Origin of the sequence: Lentisphaera profundi (genome assembly GCF_028728065.1) — a bacterium.
In the GTDB taxonomy this organism is placed as follows: domain Bacteria; phylum Verrucomicrobiota; class Lentisphaeria; order Lentisphaerales; family Lentisphaeraceae; genus Lentisphaera; species Lentisphaera profundi.
Map to the genome: position 1 here is coordinate 1,785,696 of NZ_CP117811.1, position 22,531 is coordinate 1,808,226.

At 38.8% G+C, this 22,531-nt stretch carries 22 protein-coding genes and 1 pseudogene; 6 read left to right on the forward strand and 17 right to left on the reverse strand.

What is annotated here, in order from left to right; all coding sequences use genetic code 11:
• Nucleotides 1-68 precede the first annotated feature (68 nt).
• The 6 genes from PQO03_RS07040 to PQO03_RS07065 all read right to left on the reverse strand — a co-directional run bounded on the left by PQO03_RS07040 (nucleotide 69) and on the right by PQO03_RS07065 (nucleotide 5,430).
• A complete protein-coding gene (locus PQO03_RS07040) occupies nucleotides 69-2,024 on the reverse strand; it encodes a serine/threonine-protein kinase (RefSeq protein WP_274149058.1) in 1,956 nt (651 codons plus the stop codon).
• Between the two features lie 4 nt (nucleotides 2,025-2,028).
• Nucleotides 2,029-2,637 (reverse strand): RNA polymerase sigma factor, encoded by a 609-nt coding sequence (locus tag PQO03_RS07045; RefSeq protein WP_274149060.1) that lies wholly within the window; start codon nucleotides 2,635-2,637, stop codon nucleotides 2,029-2,031.
• 187 nt (nucleotides 2,638-2,824) lie between these two features.
• Nucleotides 2,825-3,208 (reverse strand): preprotein translocase subunit SecG, encoded by a 384-nt coding sequence (gene secG / locus PQO03_RS07050; RefSeq protein WP_274149062.1) that lies wholly within the window; start codon nucleotides 3,206-3,208, stop codon nucleotides 2,825-2,827.
• 65 nt (nucleotides 3,209-3,273) lie between these two features.
• Complete coding sequence (tpiA, locus tag PQO03_RS07055) at nucleotides 3,274-4,044, reverse strand: triose-phosphate isomerase (protein ID WP_274149064.1); 771 nt, start codon at nucleotides 4,042-4,044, stop codon at nucleotides 3,274-3,276.
• Between the two features lie 15 nt (nucleotides 4,045-4,059).
• Nucleotides 4,060-4,932, reverse strand: coding sequence for an alpha/beta fold hydrolase (locus tag PQO03_RS07060; RefSeq protein ID WP_274149066.1), 873 nt, complete (start codon nucleotides 4,930-4,932; stop codon nucleotides 4,060-4,062).
• A gap of 147 nt (nucleotides 4,933-5,079) precedes the next feature.
• Nucleotides 5,080-5,430, reverse strand: coding sequence for a sirohydrochlorin chelatase (locus PQO03_RS07065; RefSeq protein ID WP_274149068.1), 351 nt, complete (start codon nucleotides 5,428-5,430; stop codon nucleotides 5,080-5,082).
• Between the two features lie 65 nt (nucleotides 5,431-5,495).
• On the opposite strand from PQO03_RS07065, the gene PQO03_RS07070 reads away from it, so the two are divergent.
• Complete coding sequence (locus PQO03_RS07070; protein ID WP_274149069.1) at nucleotides 5,496-6,611, forward strand: serine hydrolase domain-containing protein; 1,116 nt, start codon at nucleotides 5,496-5,498, stop codon at nucleotides 6,609-6,611.
• Between the two features lie 53 nt (nucleotides 6,612-6,664).
• On the opposite strand, the gene PQO03_RS07075 is transcribed toward PQO03_RS07070, so the two are convergent.
• From PQO03_RS07075 to PQO03_RS07125, 11 genes and pseudogenes are all read right to left on the reverse strand, one after another.
• The gene (locus PQO03_RS07075; protein WP_274149072.1) at nucleotides 6,665-7,249 is read right to left on the reverse strand and encodes an LURP-one-related/scramblase family protein; all 585 of its coding nucleotides are present in this window, start codon (nucleotides 7,247-7,249) and stop codon (nucleotides 6,665-6,667) included.
• Between the two features lie 20 nt (nucleotides 7,250-7,269).
• On the reverse strand, nucleotides 7,270-8,316 hold the full coding sequence (locus tag PQO03_RS07080; RefSeq protein WP_274149073.1) for a hypothetical protein: 1,047 nt from the start codon (nucleotides 8,314-8,316) through the stop codon (nucleotides 7,270-7,272).
• Between the two features lie 98 nt (nucleotides 8,317-8,414).
• Complete coding sequence (locus PQO03_RS07085) at nucleotides 8,415-9,395, reverse strand: hypothetical protein (RefSeq protein ID WP_274149074.1); 981 nt, start codon at nucleotides 9,393-9,395, stop codon at nucleotides 8,415-8,417.
• A 64-nt stretch (nucleotides 9,396-9,459) separates the two neighbouring features.
• Nucleotides 9,460-10,929 (reverse strand): annotated as a pseudogene (rho, locus tag PQO03_RS21990) (transcription termination factor Rho); the annotation flags it as partial.
• 603 nt (nucleotides 10,930-11,532) lie between these two features.
• Nucleotides 11,533-12,126: a dephospho-CoA kinase gene (coaE, locus tag PQO03_RS07095; protein ID WP_274149076.1), complete on the reverse strand. Its 594-nt coding sequence runs from the start codon at nucleotides 12,124-12,126 to the stop codon at nucleotides 11,533-11,535.
• A gap of 139 nt (nucleotides 12,127-12,265) precedes the next feature.
• Entirely contained in the window at nucleotides 12,266-13,540 is a 1,275-nt protein-coding gene (gene tyrS, locus PQO03_RS07100) for a tyrosine--tRNA ligase (RefSeq protein ID WP_274149078.1), read from the reverse strand.
• Nucleotides 13,541-13,542: 2 nt separating this feature from the next.
• Nucleotides 13,543-14,547, reverse strand: coding sequence for an aspartate-semialdehyde dehydrogenase (locus tag PQO03_RS07105; protein WP_420792856.1), 1,005 nt, complete (start codon nucleotides 14,545-14,547; stop codon nucleotides 13,543-13,545).
• Entirely contained in the window at nucleotides 14,547-15,347 is an 801-nt protein-coding gene (locus PQO03_RS07110; RefSeq protein ID WP_420792835.1) for an enoyl-ACP reductase FabI, read from the reverse strand. The genes PQO03_RS07105 and PQO03_RS07110 overlap by 1 nt, the downstream gene beginning before the upstream one ends.
• 158 nt (nucleotides 15,348-15,505) lie before the next feature.
• Entirely contained in the window at nucleotides 15,506-15,739 is a 234-nt protein-coding gene (locus PQO03_RS07115) for a hypothetical protein (RefSeq protein ID WP_274149084.1), read from the reverse strand.
• A 29-nt stretch (nucleotides 15,740-15,768) separates the two neighbouring features.
• Nucleotides 15,769-16,326, reverse strand: coding sequence for a sigma-70 family RNA polymerase sigma factor (locus PQO03_RS07120; RefSeq protein WP_274149086.1), 558 nt, complete (start codon nucleotides 16,324-16,326; stop codon nucleotides 15,769-15,771).
• 19 nt (nucleotides 16,327-16,345) lie between these two features.
• Entirely contained in the window at nucleotides 16,346-17,563 is a 1,218-nt protein-coding gene (locus PQO03_RS07125; protein WP_274149087.1) for a serine/threonine protein kinase, read from the reverse strand.
• Between the two features lie 130 nt (nucleotides 17,564-17,693).
• On the opposite strand from PQO03_RS07125, the gene PQO03_RS07130 reads away from it, so the two are divergent.
• The 5 genes from PQO03_RS07130 (at nucleotide 17,694) to PQO03_RS07150 (ending at nucleotide 22,531) form a co-directional block, all read left to right on the forward strand.
• Entirely contained in the window at nucleotides 17,694-18,242 is a 549-nt protein-coding gene (locus tag PQO03_RS07130; RefSeq protein WP_274149089.1) for an LOG family protein, read from the forward strand.
• A 77-nt stretch (nucleotides 18,243-18,319) separates the two neighbouring features.
• Entirely contained in the window at nucleotides 18,320-18,997 is a 678-nt protein-coding gene (locus PQO03_RS07135) for a hypothetical protein (protein WP_274149091.1), read from the forward strand.
• Between the two features lie 41 nt (nucleotides 18,998-19,038).
• Complete coding sequence (locus PQO03_RS07140) at nucleotides 19,039-19,812, forward strand: 3'-5' exonuclease (protein ID WP_274149092.1); 774 nt, start codon at nucleotides 19,039-19,041, stop codon at nucleotides 19,810-19,812.
• 23 nt (nucleotides 19,813-19,835) lie between these two features.
• The gene (locus tag PQO03_RS07145; protein WP_274149094.1) at nucleotides 19,836-21,503 is read left to right on the forward strand and encodes a 2-isopropylmalate synthase; all 1,668 of its coding nucleotides are present in this window, start codon (nucleotides 19,836-19,838) and stop codon (nucleotides 21,501-21,503) included.
• A 32-nt stretch (nucleotides 21,504-21,535) separates the two neighbouring features.
• Nucleotides 21,536-22,531, forward strand: coding sequence for an NAD-dependent epimerase/dehydratase family protein (locus PQO03_RS07150; protein WP_274149095.1), 996 nt, complete (start codon nucleotides 21,536-21,538; stop codon nucleotides 22,529-22,531).

Genomic DNA, 22,531 nt, shown 5'->3' on the forward strand with positions numbered 1-22,531 from the left:
ACTCATCACTAATCTTCACCCTACATTACGTCACTCAATGACTTATTATGACAAGCCCTCCTGGCTCATTACTCCCGTATCAAAGAAATATGGGCAGGTATTTTTCCCTTAAAGTCAATAAAATCACTTTTTCCGATCACCAGCTTTTTGAGGTAACGCAATTTTAAAACTTCATTGAGATTTCTAATATTTGTATTTTTCATTCGTAACTCTGTGATCGGCATTATTTTAAGATCTAGAGCAATGGATATCCCTGAGTTCGATATATCCATAATTTTAATCGGTAAATTCCTTAAACCTGAGAGTGAATAAAGTTTTGGATTGTCACTCAAATTCACGTCTAAAAAATCATTTTTTAGATATTTAATCGACATTTTTAAATTGGGGGCTGCATGTCGATTAGTTAATTTAAGTAAAGCACTTGCGATAGCAACTCGATCTTCGAGTACTTTGGTATGTTGCTCTGCGTAACCCGCCAATAAATAAGAAAGCTGTACATGATTCAACTCTTTCATTAACTCATTTAATTTATTTATCTGGAGTAACTCAGAATCATCCTTTTGCAGTGCATAATATTGTGATAATTGATATATTTTAACACTAGCTCTAAGCTTACTTGGGACATTTTTCATTGCTTCTAAAACTTGATTAAACTCCTGCCTAGAAAAATGAACTTTTGACTTCACTAACCAACCTTCCACTAAATCTGGATCACGTAACACAGTTCGATTAGCCAATTCCAGGGCTTTATCGAAATCGTACGCGTATTGTTGGTTAAACTCCTCTTCCGTTAAGGTTGCTAAACGCGGTGCTGCTTCTTTACCAATGATTCTTGTTTGTTCTTTTTCATTTTTATACAGCTCTAATGCATGCAAGGCTTCTTGCTCATTTTTCAATGCTCGTTTTTCGCTCACCATAATTTGAACGACACCGTAAATTGCAAAAAACATGAAAACAATTAATATCGCGGTAATATCTCTGTGACGCTTCATCAACAACAATAGTGACGTAGCGAAGCCCGCCTTTTCTGCATCAGTAGCAAAACCATTAAGCCATTTACTTATATCTTTCAAAAAATCATCCACAGATTGATAGCGATCTTTTTGCTTCAATGATAAAGCTTTCATTGCGACCGCTTCCAGGCTAATAGAGACGTAGTCATCCTTAAACTTTGACGGTTTTATCACTTCGCCTCTCAAAGTTTTTTCTAAAGACTCCATCGTGTCCTTACACTCAATGGGTTTAAGCCCACAAAGCATATAATAAAGAATCCCACCTAAAGCATAGACATCCGTTGTTTCATTTTTATCACCAAATATTGGATCAATTTGCTCAGGGGCTAAATAACCAGGAGATCCCTTAACAACACCATTCAGGGTTGCATCATTATACACTTCGGGATCTAGTAAACTCAAAGAGGGACTTTCATTATTTTCATCTAAAATTTTTGCTATGCCCCAATCAAAGATCATAACTTCACCATAGGCACCTACCCCAATATTAGCAGGTTTTAAATCTAAATGAACAATTCCATTGGCATGCGCATAGGATATAGCCTGACAAACTTTGATCATGATTTGTACTATATCATGATCTTTAACGCCCTCTTTAAGGGACTCAGATTCATACCACTCATCCATAGGTAGACCCTGGAAAAGTTTCATAGTAAAAAAGGGCTGTCCTTCATCATCTAGACCCATATCATAAACAGGCATGATATTCGGGTGCTGAAGCGATGCAGTTAAACGAGCCTCTTTAATAAATCGATCTATATTATCAACATTGTCGGCATCGAGTAATTTAGCCACGGCCACATCACGCAAGGTGAAACGATCGAGACAGCGACTGACTTTTTTCATTCCCCCATGATCTATGGCTGTATCATTTTGGTAGCGTTCGTGGGAATTACTTATTTCATTATAAAAGAGCGCATCCTCTGCTTCTTTAGCTTCAAATGCTTCGTGAAAATGTGAATTTAAAGATTTGAAATTATGAAAAAAATCTTGATTGTTTTTTTCTTCCATATTTTTAACTCAGCTCGTAATAAAGCCGTCTAATTTCTTCGTGAAACTTTTTCGTCACCCGTTTATTATAAACATAAACCGTATTTAAAGGCATATCGAGTTCTTCGCTCACTTCCTTTGCTACCCTACCCTGGTTAATCTCTGTAAAACAGGTCATTACTTTATCAGAAAATTTATCTTTAATATTATTCAAAGCCAAATTACTAATGTAATTCTCCCATTCCTTTTCCGCATATTTTTCAATATCTGGCTGATCGGTACGCTCGGGGTCCCATATATCTAGATCGCTAGCTTTTTCTTTTCTATCTTGACGCCTTTTATAGGAGCGAAAAAAGTCTTTCACTGTATTTCCCGTCACCATACAGAGCCAACCACGAAAACGCTTTTTCTTATCATATTCAAATTCAGGTAACTTATCCCAAACTTTCAACATAACTTTTTGTACGAGCTCTTCCGAATCATGGTGATTTGCCCCCATACCGCGACAGATTATATAAACATACTGACGGTAATAGTAGACAAAATCTTCCCACGATTCTTCATCATGCCGATTACGAATACGCTGAAGCAAGGTCTCTCTAGTGCTACACTGGTCTTTATTATTTTCACTCATAGGTAAAGCTAGGCTCTTCTAGCTTGAAATTCAATTAAAACTGAGTCATTGCAGTAAGTCAAAACTAAAGTTTTTATTAAAGCATTCCATTTTAATAGAAATATATCGTTTCTTATAAAAAAAAAGAAGTCCCATTAATGGGACTTCTTAAAATTGGTGAGAAATACTATTCTACCACTATCTGATTTTATTCAGCTGATTTTTCTTCTTCAACTTTTTCAGATGTAGCATCAGTTTCTGATTTCACTTCTTCAACTTTCGCAGGGATAGCTTCTTCAGCTTTCGCAGGAACTTGTAATTCAAGTGTTGATTTCGTATTTTTTTCTTGGAGCTTTTCTGCATTTTCAGTTGCGGTCATTTTTCCAAAGAAAAGAATCGTCACAATAAAAAGACCAAACATCCACCAAGTAGCTTTTGCTAAAAAATCATTTGAGCTAGCACCCAAAACATCTGAAGTCATTCCTGAAGCTAAACCTCCAAGACCACCATCGGCTTTCGAGGGTTGCATTAGCACTGATACTATGATCAAAACAGCAAGCAATACAACAATCGCAAGTAATACTGAACTCATTAACATTCTCCGTGTAATAATTATAGGGCAGACTTTAAAGCCCGACCTATAATTTACAAGCTCAATTAACTAAGAGCTGCAGCGTTTAAAATAAGTGCTGAGAAATCTTCTGCAGTGAGGCTTGCACCACCCACTAAAGCACCATCAATATCTTCGCAAGACATCAATTCTGCAACATTACCAGCTTTCACTGATCCACCATACTGAATAATGACCTTATCAGCAACGGCTTGACCATAAAGAGCTGCAAATTCACTGCGGATATAGGCATGTGTATCTTGTGCTTGTGCAGGACTAGCTGTTACGCCAGTACCAATGGCCCAGACTGGCTCATAAGCTACAACAAGATCAGTCATTTGGTCAGCTGATATACCAGCAAAACCTTCGACGATCTGTCCTTTAAGAACTGTTTCCATATTACCACTTTCACGCTCTTGAAGAGTTTCACCGATACAAACGAAAGGTTTGATACCTGCCGCTAAAGAAGCTTTTGTACGAAGGTTAACTGTCTCGTTAGTTTCGCCAAAGTACTGACGACGCTCAGAGTGACCAATAATAACAAGCTCAATACCAGCTTCTTTTAACATAGCAGCTGAAAGCTCACCAGTATAAGCACCTGATTCAGCGAAATGCACATTTTGTGATCCAATACCAATTGGAGAACCTTCTGCAGCCGCTTGGCCTGCAGCAATAGAAAGAAATGGAGGAAATAAAGCTACATCCAGTGTACCGTTAAAATCTGCGAGCTTCTCTTTAAGATCTGCTACTGTTTGTGATGTTTCGGCAGCTGTTTTATTTAGCTTCCAATTACCTGCAATAAACAAGCGTCTTTTCATATTATTTTCCTTAGTCTATTTTTTGTTAATAAAGTCTTTAATTATTTGAATGATTTCCTTAGGCTTATCTTCTATGAGGTAGTGCCCTGCATCCATTTCATTCACTTCTGCTTTGGGAAAAAACTCTTTCCACTGAGCTAAAAAAGTCATATCAAAACACCAATCATGCTTGCCCCAAATGATTGTCATCGGGAGTTCTTTGAGTTTATCCAAGCCATTTTCAACGGCTAATAAAGTTTGATAAGAACGATGACTTTCCGCTAAAGGAATATCGAGAACAAACTCATGCGTCGCTATGCGGTTCTCCCAGTTATTATAGGGAAGTAAAAAGCCATGCTTAATTTCATCACTCAAAGGTTGCACAGTGGTCATAAAAGTTGCGGATCCCGCAAAAGCATTAAAAGCTCTGACGGCAACTTTACCAAAAAAGGGAATGCGACACAAAGCAATGCGCTTGGGAATATTATGTGAACGAAAGGCCGCAGTATTAAAAACAACCATGCGTTTAATTCTATCTGGATGGCGAGTTGCCATTCCTGTGCCAATAGCTCCGCCCCAATCATGTACACAGAGGGTGATATCTTTTAAATCTAGTTCTAACACTAGCTTTTCCAAATTCGAGATATGATTCTCTAAAGTATATTCATATTGCTGAGGTTTATCTGACATACCACAACCAATATTATCCAGAGCTATAGTTCTATGCGTTTGAGAAAATTCTTTTATAAGATCGCGATAAAAAAATGACCACGTAGGGTTTCCATGAACCATGAGCATAATCTGCCCTTGACCCTCATCCACGTAAGAAAGTTTATAATCTCCGTCTACTGTTAATGCTTTCGGTTCAAAGGGATATAAATCTTTGATTTCCTGTAATTTTTCTTTCATTCAAAACCAAACTATTAATTTCTATAATCGAGAAATGAAAGTAATTGCATTTCATATTTATTCTGCCCTGCAACAGGCTTTTTTGGAAGCTTTCTTAGTAGAACTCCTGTCATAGATCAAAAAGAAATTCAACTTTGACGAAATAATTCACAATTCTAATATTTTTTTATTGAGCATATCTTTAAAAAGCTGCCATTGTCCGATATGCGGATGAACGACAAATTTAATATGCGGGGCATCTTTTCTAAGCTTTTCGCTTATCTCCGGGATATCTTCACGGACATGACGTCCTTCAAGGACAAACAGGGGAAGAATATGGACTTCATCATCCTCTTTACATTGATTTAAAACATCAGAGAAGAATGGCTGTTGCAACTCGAGGTAGGCAATATGAGAACTCACACCTTCTTCGAGATCCACACTTTTAATAATTTCTTCAATTTCACCTATTTTAGGCTTACGACTTCCATGAAGTAGAAAAATACAGCTTTTTTTCAAAGGAGCTCCTTTTTTATTTATCGCTAATTCTGCTAAGTTAATAAAAATAAATTAATGGATCAATAATGTTCGGCTTAGACCAATTTTCAAACACACACAAAATTATAAATGAAGGGATCAACGAAAAACTTCATTTTGGTGCACAAGTTTACATCTCGCAAGATTCACAAATCCTTGCGGATTTCGCAATTGGCAAAAATCACCCGGATGCCATTGATCCCCTGACAGAACTTAAGCCTAGCACCATACTCCCATGGATGTCGTGCTCAAAAATGCTTACTGCCGTAGCTATCGCCATCTTAAATGAGCGTAGGATGCTAGGTTACGATCAATTAGTCGGTGACATCATCCCGGAGTTCTCCTGTAATGGCAAAGAATCTATTACTATTAAACACCTTCTTACCCATACATCAGGCATCCGACTCCTCCCCCTTCAATGGGATAAGCTCTCATGGGAAGCCACTGTTGCGGCCATCGCAAAAATGCCTATCGAAAGCAATTGGGTTCCAGGAGAAAAAGCCGGTTACCACATTGGGACTAGCTGGTTAATCCTCGGAGAAATTATACGTATTCTCGACGGTAGACCTGTGGAGCAATTCTTAAATGAAGAAATTTTTACCCCACTAAATATGGAGCATAGCGGGATTAGTATAAGTAAAGATTTTTATCTTAACTCAGGCCTAGACATCTCAGGACTGTATCGCACTGATACTAAAAGCCCCTACTCGTCTTTAGAGAAATACTTAGACAGCCTCAATCTCGTCCGTCCCGGCGCCACAGGACGCGGGCCCATTAAAGAACTTGGCCAGTTCATGGAAATGCTACTCAACAAAGGCTCCTACGCCAACAAACGCATATTGAGTGAACGAAGCGTCGAAGAACTTAGCTCTAGACAAAGAGAAGGTTTACTTGATTTAACTTTTAATAAAACGATTGACTGGGGCTTAGGTTTCATGATCGATTCTAAATGTCACAATCGTTCTTATCCATATAGTTTTGGCACTTATTGTTCGGAAGAGACTTTCGGGCACAATGGTAATCAGTCCTCCACTGCCTATGTCGATCCCGAGCATGATTTAGTTGTATGTTTTGTTTTCAATGGCATGCCAGGTGAATACGAGCATAACAAAAGATTAAAACTCATGAATGACTCTATTTACCAAGACCTTGGCTTAGATTAAAAAAATAAAGGCCGAAGTAAAATTCGGCCTTTTTAGAGTCTTTGATAGTTCGATTATTCCTTTAAAACCATATCAATACACATAACTGCGGCTAGTATCAATTTTCTAACTGGAGCATCTTCTGATACGTCAGACGAAATACTTAAGGCATAATTATCTGCACTCGTAAACATTTCTTTACCTAAACCAGCCCATTCTTTAGAGACCTGAGCTAATTCGCGTTCGCCTGCTAAAAATCTAAAGTTCCAACCTGTCCATGTGCCTTTCAAGTTACACAGTGTATTTCCCGATGGATCCTGGACGTCAAACTTACCCCCAATAGAGAAGAATTTTTGTTTGAAACCACCAATCAAATTGCCTTCACCATCATGTACTTTTACATCAGAAAGAAAAATTGAAATTCCGCGACTAACTCTTAAAAGTAAATTTCCTTGAGCATCACTAATTTCAATATTAAAAGGAGTCATGCGTTTATAATCACTAAAACGCAATAACTTGGTGATAAAACCTAAGTTATTTTCTCGACATTCTATGATAATCTCATTCGTATAAGGGTCGTGGATATCATAATTATTTGCTGCTTTAAACATCCCTACATGTTCTTTGACTAAAAAAAGATTTTTAGCTAACACACCCATAACAATCCCTCCATTTAATATTATTCAATTTCTTCCGGAATATCTAAATCTTCTTCCTCATCAAGCTCTTCTCCAGTATCATCTGAAACTCCGTTCATCTGATCACGTGTATATTCAATCATACTTTTCAGCTCGTCATCCTTGAGCTCATAAGTGATTTTAAGTACGTTAGCTCCACCACTAAGAAGTACTTTTCCATGTTTGATATGATCTTTTCTCTGATTGCGCAATTGCTTGATTTTACCTTCAAAAGCTATACGTGCATCCGTTGAGTAACATTCGAACTTCAAACTCAACTTTAAACCCTTGTCTTCTTTGTAGTCTAAATTAAACATCATGCCATTTATAGATTCAAAATCAACACCTTGACTAGCTGGATTAAGAGCTATCATTTGCCCCAGTGTCGTACTAATAAAATCTTCAAAACTAAAGGCTAAAAAGAATAAAGATGGTTCATCATCCATAATCTTCATCATCTGAGAAGATGAGGTCACACTAAGCATCTTATCGAACTTCACTGTACTTAAAACTTCTTTTATGGACTTTGATCCACCTAAGACTAAGCTATCATCTGTAAGGTTCGTCAATAATACATCTTTCTTAAAAGATACTTCCACTGCTTCCTCAGCTTCAACATCTTCTATAATATCTTGCTTGACTTCGGGAATCTGAACAATATACACAGGATGATTATTAAATTTAGTTTCTTGAGCTTTAGCTCCTGCTCTAAGTTTAAGGCCTGAATGCAAAACTTTTTCGGCAAATATCGGCGCTTTACTTTTTAAAATGAGGAAAGCAGAATCATTTTTCGGATTAGCTAAATCTCCACTACCTGCAATTAGTAAAGAACTCAATTGACTTAGCTCTATCCCTAGATAGTCCTCAAAAGATTCGATTTGTCCATCGGCTTCAGACACTCCAAATTTTTCTTGAAAAGCGATAATGGCTTCTAAGTCTACACCGATAATAAGCTTATTACTGATGGGAATATTTTTAAGATATAGTTTCGGGTTTTCTGCTTGCACATTAAAGGCAAGTAAAATCAGAGCAATGACTGCTAGTCTCATGAATGGAATCCTTATTAAAATAACTAATTGGTGTATACAATAATGGCAAGATGAAATAGGTCATCTTGCCATTAATCTAAGCCTATGTTATTTTAAGCTTATTTAAGAGGATTCTGTCCCGTAGCAGGCTGAACAGAGGCTCCACCTGCGTTTTGTAGCTGCTTCATTGCTTCAACTTGTAGACGAATTTCTTCTAAACGAGCCTTGGATAAATGAAGCTGAACTTTTACCATGCTCTGGTCAACGGCTATACTCATCTCATTTGCCTTGATAGGCGATTGGGGTTTTTGAAGCTGAGGCGCTACCATCATATTATACATAAACATGAGACCTGCTGCTTGCTCTGCTTTAAAACATTCTGCGTTTAAATTAACAAAAAGTTCACCTTTGTTCATATCTCCGCTCAGAGCAATCCCCTTGACACTACTCATAGGATTAGGCTGCTGACCAGGCTGTGGATCCGGCTGGTCAGAGGTATCAATTGCAAGAGCAAAAACACCCTTATTATCTTTCAACAACTTCATTAAATTAGCATTGCTTGTTAAATTAGCCGTACTCGCTACCTGCATCTGTGATTTCACAGCAGCCGGTGCACCTACAGCCAATAGCTTATCTTTTAACAAAACCATTGCTAGTTCATCCATGCCGACATTAGATTTCTGTTCATTTTTAAGAAGGTATAAACTCTGGCCCTTAAAGTCCTGTTTCTGGAAATTAACACCTTTATTAGTTTTGATTCCCGCTGCAATGACTTTATCTAAATCTATTGACTTAGATAGCTCAACCAACATGATAGCTGAGTTTTCATTAGGCTGACCAGTGGCGACATCAATATCCATGCTCATAGCGAGTTTTTCACAATCTTTGATACTAAAACCTGTAGCTTTAATAAACTGCTGTACTTGCGGGTCTTGATTTGCCGCATCCAAACCTTCCGCAATCAAAGGGATCTGTAAGCTTTTGGCGATATCAAAAAGCATGACCAATTTATTACTTGCAGGCATTAATTTAAGCATTTCTTGAGAAGCACTTACAGTCGTCACTAGAAGTAACACAGCTAACATTACTAATTTTTTCATTTCATTTCTCCTATAAAATAATATATAAAGCTCGCTCTTAAGAGCGAGCAGGTTTTTAAATTTATTAAATGTTCATCGTCATTAAGAATTCAACATTTGACTTGGTTTTCTTTACACCATTAAGAAGAACTTTAATGCCCTCAGTTGTTGGCATAGAAATCACCGTACGTCTCAACTTCCACATAAGTTCTTTTTCTTTAGGATCAAGAAGAAGCTCTTCTTTACGTGCACCTGATTTTTCGACATTAATGGCTGGGAAGATACGTTTATCAATCATCGACCTATCTAGGCAGATCTCCATATTACCCGTACCTTTAAATTCTTCGAAAATCACTTCATCCATTTTTGAACCTGTATCAACAAGTGCTGTAGCTAAGATCGTTAGACTACCGCCCTCTTGAACTCGGCGAGCTGCACCAAAAAAGCGCTTAGGCTTATGCAATGCATTGGAATCCACTCCACCTGAGAGGATCTTACCTGAGTGAGGCTGAACTGTATTATAGGCTCGAGCTAAACGTGTAATACTATCTAAAAGCACAACGACGTTCTTACCGTGCTCCACCATTCTTTTAGCTTTTTCAATTACCATTTCAGCAACTTGTACATGACGTGTTGGTGGTTCGTCAAAAGTCGAACTTATCACCTCACCTTTCACATTACGCTTCATATCAGTCACTTCTTCAGGACGTTCATCAATCAAAAGTACAATGAGGTGAAAATCAGGATTATTAACTGCAATAGAATTGGCAATGCTCTGCATAAGTACAGTTTTACCTGTACGTGGCGGGGCCACAATCAAACCACGCTGACCTGCGCCTACTGGCAAGACTAAATCCAGGACACGCATACTATAGTTGGTTGGCGTCGTCTCCATGTGCATTCGATATTCAGGAAAATCTGGCGTTAGTGATTCGAATGGGATTTTATTTTTCTTCTCTTTCGGATCTTCACCATTGATTGCATCAACTTTAATCATTGCGAAGAAACGCTCTTGATCCTTTGCTGCACGAACGGCACCCATAACGGTATCACCAGTACGCAAAGAAAAACGCTTTACTTGGTTTGGACTAAGGTAGATGTCCTCTGGACTTGGCATATAGCTGTATTCGGCCGAACGTAAAAAACCATAACCCTCTTTGCAAACTTCTAAAACTCCGCCACCATACAAAATTCCTTGGTCCGAGGCTTGAGCTTGGAGAATTTGATAAACTAACTGCTGCTTACCAATCGAACCAACACCCTCAATTTCCAACTCGTTTGCAAGCTCATTAAGTTCTTGCATTGATTTTTGTTGAATCTCTGTGAGATTTGCGCCTGGAGTACCGCCCTCGAAAGCCGCTTCTTCTTCTTCAATCATTATATCTTGTTCATGATATGGATTGCGTTTTTTATTGTGATTGCGGTTCTGATTCTGGTTTTTGTTATTGCTCTTCCAGTTCTTATTGCGATTATTGGGATTGTTGTTGTTGCGATTATTATTGTTGTTGTTACGATTATTATTGTTGTTGTTGCGATTTTGATTCGGGTTTGAATTTTGATTCGGGTTTGAATTTTGATTCGGGTTTGAATTTTGATTCGGGTTTGAATTTTGATTCGGGTTTGAATTTTGATTCGGGTTTGAATTTTGATTCGGGTTTGAATTTTGATTCGGGTTTGAATTTTGATTCGGGTTTGAATTTCTTTGCTGATTTTGACCAGAACCCGACGACTGAGCAGAATTATTTCCTGTCTTAGCCACTTCCGGTTTATGATTCTCTTGTGAGTTAGCCGCTTTAGGATTAACCGTTTGTGTTTCTTTAAGTGGAGCTTTTTCCTTCACTTGTGAATCTTGCTTAGCTACTGGTTTCACTGTTGATTCATTAGTCTTAACTTGAGGAGCTGAGCTACTGCTTGACACTGGAGCTTTTTTCTCTGTAACTTTCTCTTGAATTTTCACAGCTGGGGGAGCCGTTTTTAGTGCCGACGGAGCACTAGCTTTCTTTGCTGCGGGGGATGCCACTTTCTTAGCAGCAGGTTTCTTTACTGCTGGCTTTTTTACTACTGGTGTTGCTTCCGCGCTAGCGTTTACTTCTTTAGCCTTAGGTGGACGTCCTCTTTTCTTCGGAGCCGTAGGTTGTTCAGCATTTTCTTCAGACATTCAAATATCCTTGTTCTTATATGTATTTTTAAATTTTTGACTTAGCTCTTTGCACTGAGCTCTTAAATTTTCTATATCAAAATCGTTTATAATGGCAAATCCAGACCTTTCTAATTTTTCATCTTGCGACATCTGGGCTGCTATTCTTGCTTGACTTTCTTCTGGGGTAAAACCTCTATCCTTTAAGCGATTGATTCTTATGTCATTGGGGCACCACACGCAAACCGTGGCATCAAAACTCGTGTCCCATCCTGCTTCATGAAGTAAAGGCACTGCTACAATATTTATTTTCTCTTCTTGATAATTATTCTTAACTTCGTCTCGGACTTTTTGATGAAGCTCTTTATTGAGCCACTTTAGTTCGACTTCATTTCCAAAAACTAGCTTGGCAATCTTTTTCTTATCTATCTTTCCTTCAGTAACAATACTTTGACCAAAACGACCAAGTAAGTTTTTTTTAAACTCTTCACATGACTGATAAATTTCACTCACTACATCATCGCAGTCTTGAACACTAAAACCAAGTTCATGAAAAAAATTTAAAGCAGTACTTTTCCCGGAGCCGATGCCACCGGTAAGACCGATTTTAATCACATTAAATCTCTCAAATTGGGGGAGAATAAAAACGTAGTTGTCATTTCAACTAAAATTAACGACAAAAGCCGTATAACATTATAAGAATAATATTACACGGCTTTTGTTTTACAAGCTTTTTAGAGTCTTTTTCTTTAGGCTAAGTGAACTTTATTACGGAAAAGTCCTTTTTTCCTTTCCTAAGAACTAAATACCTTTGATGGATAAGATCATCCTGTACAGGCTTGTACCTAATATCTTTTACTTTTTCATTGTTCAAGCTAATGCCATTACCTTGAACCATCTTACGAGCTTCGCCCGAAGATTTACATAAAGTACTTGCAGTCAATAAGGATAACACACCCTCTACTTCATCCAAAGAACTAAAACTAGGGGCTTCCGTTGCCTTATGCAATGCTTCCATTGTCACTGCATCAACTTCACGAATATCTTCTCGACCAAAAAGTGCGTCCGCAGCAAAAATAGCTTTTTCAACTTCAGGTTCACCATGAATCATCGCGGTCATTTCCCAAGCTAATGTCTTTTGCGCTTTACGCAAATGAGGCTCTTCTGCAACTGATTTCTCAAGCTCTTCTACCACATCTTGAGACAAGAACGTAAAGAACTTAATAAAGTGCATCACATCAGCATCTGCCACATTGAACCAATATTGATAAAAATCATAGGGACAAGTTTGCTTAGGATCTAACCAAATAGAGCCCCCGGCAGTCTTACCAAATTTAGTACCATCAGATTTCATAATGAGCGGAACCGTCAAACAAAAAGCTCGACTATCAGTTGAACGGCGAATTAAATCCATTCCCGAGGTCATATTGCCCCACTGATCACTGCCACCAATCTGCAGGGTACAATTATGCTCACGATTTAAGTGCAAGAAGTCATAGGCCTGTAAAACCATGTAACTAAACTCAGTATACGACAGACCCGCATCTTTACTCTTTAAGCGCGAAGAAACTGAGTCTCTATTCATCATCACATTAACCGAAAAGTTTTTACCTATATCGCGTAAATACTCAATGATATTGATTTTCGAGATCCAATCATAATTATTAACCAAAGTTGCTGTGTCACTACTAAAATCAATAATTTGCTTAAGCTGCGACTTAATACAGTCAACATTATGGGCTATATCATCTGAACTTAAAAGGTTGCGCTCCTGACTTTTGCCACTAGGATCACCAATCATGCCAGTTGCTCCACCTGCTAAAGGCAAAACACTGTGACCATAATTCTGAAAACGTCGTAAAGTAATCAAAGGAACTAGGTGGCCTATATGTAGACTGTCCGCAGTTGGATCAAATCCACAGTACACACTAACCTTAGCATCCGTAAGATATGAACGGAGTTCATCTTGACCTGATTCTTGGAAAATAAGTCCACGCCACTTAAGCTCGTCGTATATATTATCAGCCATTCTTAGTTCTCTAAAAGAAGCTCAGCAATTTGCACTGCATTTAAAGCTGCCCCTTTACGTACTTGATCGCCAACTAACCATAACTCTAAGCCATTATCGATAGTAACATCACGACGTAAACGACCAACATAAACAGGATCTTTTCCAGACACATCTAAAGGAGTTGCCCAAAGGTTCTCATCGCGGTTCTCAAAAACCTCTACACCTGGAGAATCTTTTAAAACTTCATAAGCTTCTTCTATTGTGTAAGGATTATTAAACTCAATATTTAAACTTTCAGAGTGCGCACGCATAATAGGAACGCGTATACAAGTAGCTGTCACTTTTGAATCTTCATGAAAGATTTTACTCGTTTCATTCATCATCTTTAACTCTTCTTCTACATAGCCATTTTCTTGCATCGGAGAATTATGTGGGAACAAATTAAAAGCGTAAGGCTGATCAATCACTGTATTAGTAAACTCTTCACCTTTAAGTTTCGCTGCTGTTTCTTGCTCAAGTTCTTGCATCGCCAAGGCACCTGCACCTGAAGCGGCCTGATACGTCGAGCATACAGTTCTTTTCACACCAAACTTTTTATGAAGAGGCCACAGTGCCAAAACCATAAGAATTGTTGAGCAATTTGGATTTGCAATAATACCTTTATTCCATTTGATATCTTCTGGATTAATCTCTGGAACGACTAAAGGAACTTCTGGATCCATTCTATAATGTGACGTATTGTCAACGACTATAGCACCTGCTTTTACTGCTGAAGGAGCAAACTCTTTTGACAAAGATCCACCTGCTGAAGCAAGAACAATATCCACACCTTCAAAACTGTCATGCGTCAATTCTTCTACAGTTAATTCTTCACCACGAAAAGTGATTTTCTTACCTGCAGAACGCGCTGAAGCAAGTAACTTAAGAGAATTAAGCGGGAACTCACGCTCAGCCAGTAAATCTAAAAGCTCGGCACCAACTGCACCAGTGGCACCCATAATGGCTACATTAGGTTTTTTCATGATTATTTTTCCAAGTTGTAGGCTTCCATTGGGCCTACACCCACATTGCTAAAACCGCAATCAACATGAAGAACTTCAGACGTGATACCACGACTTAAATCTGAACAAAGGAACATTGCCGCATCGCCAATCTCATCAACCGTATTAACTCGACGCAATGGGGAGATTTTCTCCTGAATCGTTAACATACGAGTAAAACCTGAAATACCGCGTGCCGCTAAAGTATTAACTGGGCCAGCAGAAATAGCATTAACACGTACACCCTTAGGTCCAAGATCGTTTGCGAGGTAACGAGTACTACACTCAAGACCAGCTTTCGCTACGCCCATAACATTATAGTTTGTACAGATTTTTTCTGCACCGAGATATGTTAAGCAAACAATACTCGCATTTGCACTTAGGTAAGGCTGAGCAGCTTTAGAGACTGCTACTAATGAGAAAGAACTTACTTCTCCCGCCATTGCATAGCCTTCACGACTCGTATCAATAAAATCACCTTCAAGCTCAGATTTATTTGCAAAAGCTAGGCAGTGCACAACAAAATCAATTTCACCGTGTTTTTCGCCCAGTGTCGTGAAAGTAGAATCAATCGTAGCTTGATTAGTCACATCACACTCGAGTAAATCGACATCATTAATATCGAATTTCTTGAAGAGTTTTTCAATTCCATCTTTCATGCGATCATTCATGTAAGTCAAAGTGACATCAGCACCTTGATTTCTAAGGGATTCGAAAATACCCCATGCGATTGATCTATGATTTGCTACTCCAAGGATGATACCTTTTTTGCCTTTCATTAACATGGCTAAACTCCGTAAGTTGTTGGGATTATTTATAAATAAACTCGCAGATAATAGCACAATTCAGAATAAAAAAAAGAAAAAAAAATCTTTTTCTCCCGATCATCATCCTAAAATCTTGATATGTATTGGAATGTAGTAAAAATTTATTGATTAAATACTTATTTTTTCAGGTGATCATTACAGCATTGACGCACTTCTTCTTTTAACTTTTCTTTGAAGCACTCATCAAGTTTATGACCCGAATTATCGTCTACATCAGCAAACTTACTTTCAGCCTCTTGGAATTTTGAAGCATCGCGCTGATATTTCCCGCAGCATACGCAGGCTTTAATATGTAAGCTTATCCACCAACGTTTTAAGGGATGCATTGTATGCAACTTTTGATCAGCCATTTTTCGAGCTACCTGTTTACAAGTGAAAATCATTTGTAGGTCTCACCCCAGTTTTTATTTAAACAGAGCTTCATTGATTTTCTAACCCTATGAGTAATCACCCATAAATTAGCTTGGCTGATTTCAAATTGATCACAAATCGTCTTTGTATCCACATTATCAATTTCTTTCATCATATAAATCGCTCGTAAGGGGTCTTTTACTTTTTCTAAACATGATCTAAAGATCTGCCAAAACTCATCTTTCTCAAATGATTGCAAGGGATCAAAGTCCCAATCCACTACTTTCCGAGAAAAAATCCCCATTGTTTTAAATACTCTACTATCAACTTCGGGAAAAGAATCCAAGTCAATCTCTTTAAGATCTCGTTTAATGCTATCAAGAATCTTATACTTCATTATTCCACGTAGCCAAAATTTAATAGGCACCCTGCCATCATACTTTTCTATTGACTTTACTGCGGACAAAAAAGTTTCTTGTAGTACATCTTCTGATTTATGAACATCATTTAATCTGGAATAAGCAAAGCCAAACAAATAGTCAGAATATTCCTCTACCCAAAACTCTGGATCACGCTCATTACTCATAGGGTCACGCCTAGATCCATCATCTATAATACTGGATTAAAAGCAAGAGTATAATAACAATTGTTAAAACGGTGAAAACTGAAATCAAAACCAAAACAATACTTTTTTGATTGCGGTAAATAAATTGAGAAAAATGACGATTCAGACCAGCGCTTTTATCCGCATCCGGAATATACCCTGCCATATAAACTTCGACATCTCTCATCAAATCTCCGACTTTCTGATAACGCTCAACCAACTTCTCATCCAAAGATTTCATGCATATGGCAGCCAAGGATCGCGGTACTTTACTATCTGGCAAATGTACCAAACGCACACAATCAGGATTATTCCCAACAGCTTCTTCATTAAACAACAAGGGATGCTTAATTTTCTCATTCAACTTTCGGCGCAAGACCGCCGTAGTCGTTTTCCCATTTGCTGGAGCTCGTAAGGTTAGAATTTTATATAAAATCCCTCCTAATGCATAAATATCACTACGTGTACCCACTAAATCAGAATTACCTATGGCTTGTTCTGGAGACATAAATGCAGGTGTTCCGATAACCTTCTCTTTTTCAGAATCTATTATGAAATCTATATCTTCATCAATATCAACCATTTCCAACTCCGATATATCTTCCATCCCACGCCGCAATCTAGCTAAACCCCAATCCGTTACCTGAACATCACCAAGATATCCAACTAAAATATTATCGGGCTTCAAATCCAAATGAACCACACCCTTGGCATGGGCATAGGAAACAGCTTCGCATACTCTGCGGTATATCTTCATCAAACTAGGAAGAGGAAAACGTTCTATCATCGAAATATCCCCCATGCGAATCCCTTCTAATATCCCATCTAAAGTCACGCCCTGAACCAACTTCATGACATAATAAATTTCGTCATTCTCAGTCATACCTAGTTCGTACAAGGGAATGATATGAGGATGCTGTAATTGCCCTGTGATTTTCGCCTCTTTTAAAAAATATCTCAAGGCTATTTCACTGGCTTTATCGGATCGGATAAATTTAATTGCCACACGTCGCCGAACATTTTTGTCATAAGCAGCTATAACTCTGCCCGCACCACCCTCACCTAAAACCAAGCCCAATTCATATCGCTCAGAAAAATTTGATGCAATACTAAAACCTGAATCTTGCTCAGAATCATTCGCTTCGCGAAGCTTCGCAAGCAATTCTTCAGGCAATTGTGTTGCCATACTCTGGTTTTTCACTGTTTCTTCTTGCGTCATCCACATATCCACATCTATAATAATCCTCAGATTATACATAAGTAGTGCAAGACATGCAAGAACTCATTTTTTAATTTTCACTTAAGGCTCTATTTATTTTCTATATTTAATTTAAAATCAACCTGGAATCATGAATAAACTTAATATCACCGTCTACTGCGCGTCTAGCCCTAATATTCACCAAGATTACTTCGATAGCACAAAAGAGCTTGGCGAATTGCTCTCTCTAATCCCTTGTACAGTGTCTTACGGAGGAGGCGCAAGTGGATTAATGGGCGCCTTAGCTGACAGCATGATTCACCATGGAGGCGAAATAAGAGGTTTCATCCCGCAATTTATGATTGAGCGAGAATGGCAACACCTCGGCGTACCCACCATGCATATCGTTAAAACCATGCATGAACGCAAAGAAAAATTACTGGAAAACTGTGATGTTGCAATCGCTCTCGCGGGCGGTTGCGGAACGCTAGAAGAGTTTATGGAAGCCTTAACATGGAAACAACTTGAGCTCTTCAAGGGAAAACTTATGATCTTAAATACAAAATCATATTACAATCCTTTACTAGAACTTCTAAACGGAGCAATCCATGAAAATTTCATGGCCGCCGACTCTGCTGAAATGTGGGAAGTCCACCAAAATCCACAAAGTATTTTAGACTCAATTCTCAGTAAAAAATAAGCTCTCATTAGTATTGAATCTTAATGAACTCCGCTTACTTTGTGAGCCATTTGATCTGAACTCCCAGGATATTCACCATGAATAAAAAATACTCTTTCATCATTATCATATTTTTAGCAACCATAATCTCAGTATTAATAGCCCTGTCTTCCATGGGGTTTATCATTAAAAAAACTATCAATCAGGTTACTCACAACATAACCGGCACCGATGTGGAACTCTCAAAATCAAGTTTCAGTCTTTTGACGGGAAAAGCCACTATGCAAAAGCTACTCATTGCCAACCCAAAGGGATCAAGCACTCCCCTAGCAATGATCATGACTTCTGCAAAAATGAAAATAAATCCGATGTCTATAACTAAGGACACCGTTATTATCGAAAACTTAGAGACCGATAATTTAGAAATTTTCTGGATTGGAAAAGAAGGTAAAAACTTTCGCGAAATCGAAGCCCACATCATAAAGTTCGCCACTAGAGAACGTGCAATTATTGAAGATATAACAAGCCGCGGACTTGAGGATGAGCATAAATATTTTGCGCTCCAACAAATGACTTTAACAAATACTAAAGTCCATTACTATCAGGATTCAAAAAAAATAAACGAAATCATCATACCCGAAATCACCTTAAGCAACATTGGCGACACAAAAATAGGCGCATCATTTGTTGATCTAATGGAAAAATCTTTTAAAGAAATTATTGTCTCATGTGAAAAACATGTAAACGCGCATATAATTTCAACGAATAAAAAATAACCCTATACCTTAAAACACCACCATTTACCTTAGGATAAAACATGAAACTTAATCTCCAGCGACCTATCGTTTTTTTTGATTTGGAAACCACAGGGCTTAACCCCACTGAAGACCGCATTATTGAAGTCTGCTGCATCAAGATTCATCCCGATGGTAAACGAGATATCAAAACCCGTCGCGTCAATCCTGAAAAGCCCATTTCAAGTGAAGCATCTGAAATCACTGGCATTACTGATGATGACGTAAAAGACGAGCCCACTTTCAAACAAATGGCTAAGGGCATCTATAACTTTTTTGAAGGTTGTGATATCTCTGGTTATAATATTTTGCGTTTTGACCTCCGTGTTTTAACTGAAGAATTTAAACGCGCTGGAATAAAATTTGACGCTTCTGCTCACAAACTTGTGGATGTACAAAGAATCTTTCATAAAAAGGAGCCCCGCACTCTGGAAGCCGCTTTGCGTTTCTATTGCAAAAAGGACCTGGAAGGCGCACACGCTGCAGAAAATGATGTAATCGCAACAATCGACGTCTTAGAAGGACAACTAGACATGTATGACGACATCGAAAATGACATTGCTCTATTAGCTGAGTACTGTAAAGATGAACGTTGGATCGACATGAATGGTCGCCTCCACTGGAAAGGTGAAGATGCCTCTATCGGCTTTGGTAAAAACCAAGGTAAATTACTCAAAGATTTAGTAAAAACTGATCGTGGCTACTTAGATTGGATCCTGCGAGGAGAATTCCCCGAAGACACCAAGAGCATCATTAAAAATGCCATCGAAAAAGGCATATATCCCTCAAAAGAATAACGCAAAGTTAAGTAATAAATATCATGAAAAAATATTCCGCTATCCCCGAAATTGGCATCACAAATAGAACTTGGCCAGATACTCCCATTACACAAGCCCCAAGATGGTGCGCCGTTGACTTGCGCGACGGAAATCAAGCACTTCCTGACCCTTTAACCCTCGAGCAGAAAAAAACCTACTTTGATATCCTTGTCAAAATTGGCTTCAAAGAAATTGAAATTGGCTTCCCCTCGGCGTCTAAAGATGATTATGACTTCTGCCGTCATTTGATCGAAAACAAACTCATCCCAGATGATGTTATGATTTCAGTACTCGTCCCTGCTCGCCCCGACTTGGTAAGTAAAACTATGTACGCCTTGCGTGACGTGCCTAAAGCAACAGTTCATTTTTATGTAGCGACTAGTGACCTTCACCGCGAACATGTCTTGGGAAAATCACGACAAGATGTTTTTGAAATGTGTACGGCAACAGTCCAAGCTATTAAAGAAGAAGCCAGCAAACTTAACCCTAGTAAGTTTTACTTAGAATTTTCTCCTGAAGAGTTCACAGATACTGACCTAGATTTTGCTGTAGAGATCTGTGATCACGTCATTAATGAATGGCAACCTGCGGAAGGCGAACAAGTCATCCTCAACCTTCCTGCCACCGTAGAGCGTCGTCCGCCGACTCATTACGCAGACATGATTGAGCTCTTTCAACGCAAACTCAAATCCACCCAAGCTATCATATCTCTCCACGCTCATAACGACATGGGATGTGCCGTCGCTTCTTCACAATTGGCTATCCAAGCAGGAGCTCATCGCGTAGAAGGCACTCTCTTTGGTCAAGGCGAACGCTCTGGCAATGTTGATTTGATAACACTGGTCTTGAACTTGCAGTACCTCGGCGTTGATACGGGATTAGATTTCTCTGATTTGATGAATATCACCGAGACTATTTCTCAACTTACGAACATGCCTCCACATGAGCGTCACCCCTATGTGGGTTCATTAGTTTTCTCTGCGTTTTCTGGATCGCACCAAGATGCCATTCATAAATCCACTCTCAAAAAAGATGCACTCATGGAAACTTTTGGCCGTTGGAAAATCCCTTATTTACACATCGACCCCGCCGATATCGGTAGAGAATTCGAAAACCTTATTCGCATTAATAGCCAATCAGGAAAAGGTGGAATTGCTCATATAATTGAAAAAGAGCACAACATAAAATTGCCTCGCTTTGTACAAATTGACTTTGCTAAACGTGTCCAGGCTTATGCCGAAGCCGTAAGTCGTGAAGTCTCTACACAAGAAGTTTGGAGAGTTTTTGAAGAAGCCTATATCAATCCTAAAAATGCTAATTTAAGCTTGAGTAATTACTGGCCCTACCCGGATGAAAAGCATCCAGAGATTATCAATGCAAAAATCGAAGTCCTTTTCAAAGGTAAAAAAGTCACTCTCGAAGCAAGAGATAATGGCCCCATCTCAGCTTTTGTAGCTGCACTCAAACAACTTGAGATCCCTAGCTTCACTCTAGAGCATTTTGGTGAAGACTCGATTGGCGACTCAGCTCAGGCAGAAGCCGTTTCCTGTATTTCGATTAAGAATATTACAGATGAAAATGTTTTCATTGGTTTTGGATATCATTCTAATATCAATCAAGCTGCTGTTCGTGCTATTGTTGCTGCGGTTAACAACCTACTCAATCAGTAATTGAGCCCCGTCCTCCGGGGCGGGATCTAACTATGAAAAACCTTATTACTGGTGGAAGCGGCTTTCTGGGTCGCTATATTGCTCGACAATTACTCGAGCAAGGACATGAAGTCGTTTTATATAATCGTTCTCAAGCTCCTGACGACTTAAAGCAATGTACCTGGATACAGGGTGACATCAACGAAACCATGAAGTTAACCCGCGCTATGGATGGCTGCCACAACGTTTTTCATACTGCTGCAATTGCTGGTGTATGGGGAGACGAAAAATTATTTTATAAAGTCAATACCCAGGGAACACAATCAGTAATCAATGCATGTCTTGGTGCAAAGGTTACTAATTTAATTTACACGTCCTCGCCCTCAGTAGTTTTTGGAATTGATGCCATTGAAAATGGCAATGAGTCCCTCCCTTACCCTGACAAATACTTAACTAGCTACCCCAAAAGCAAGGCTGAAGGTGAAAAATTAGTTTTAGCCGCAAATGGCGAACAACTCAAAACCTGTTCATTACGCCCGCATTTAATTTGGGGCCCTGAAGATCAACATCTCATCCCACGATTGCTAGAAAAGGCCAAAAGTAAAAAACTCAAACAAGTAGGCGATGGCAATAACCTTGTCGATCTAACCTACGTAGAAAATGCTGCAAAAGCCCACCTACAAGCAGCTGCAGAACTCGATAAAACTTCGAAGCCTGCAGGAAAAGCTTACTTTATCTCCGATCCAAAACCAGTAAGCCTATGGCCTTGGATCAAAGAACTCCTAAGCCTGAGTGACTGCCCCCTTCCCAACGGAAAAATATCCTATGCGAAAGCCGCAAAAATCGGTGCAATATTAGAGTGGGTTTACAAATCTTTTAAACTCAGTGGTGAACCACCCATGACCCGTTTTGTCGCAGCTCAACTGGCTAAAGCACATTACTTTGATAACACTGCTGCCAAATCTGACTTCGGCTATGCCCCCTCAATTGATAATGAAGAAGGGCTAAAGCGAACCTTTGCATGGCTCAAAAAATCAGGTAAAATTTAA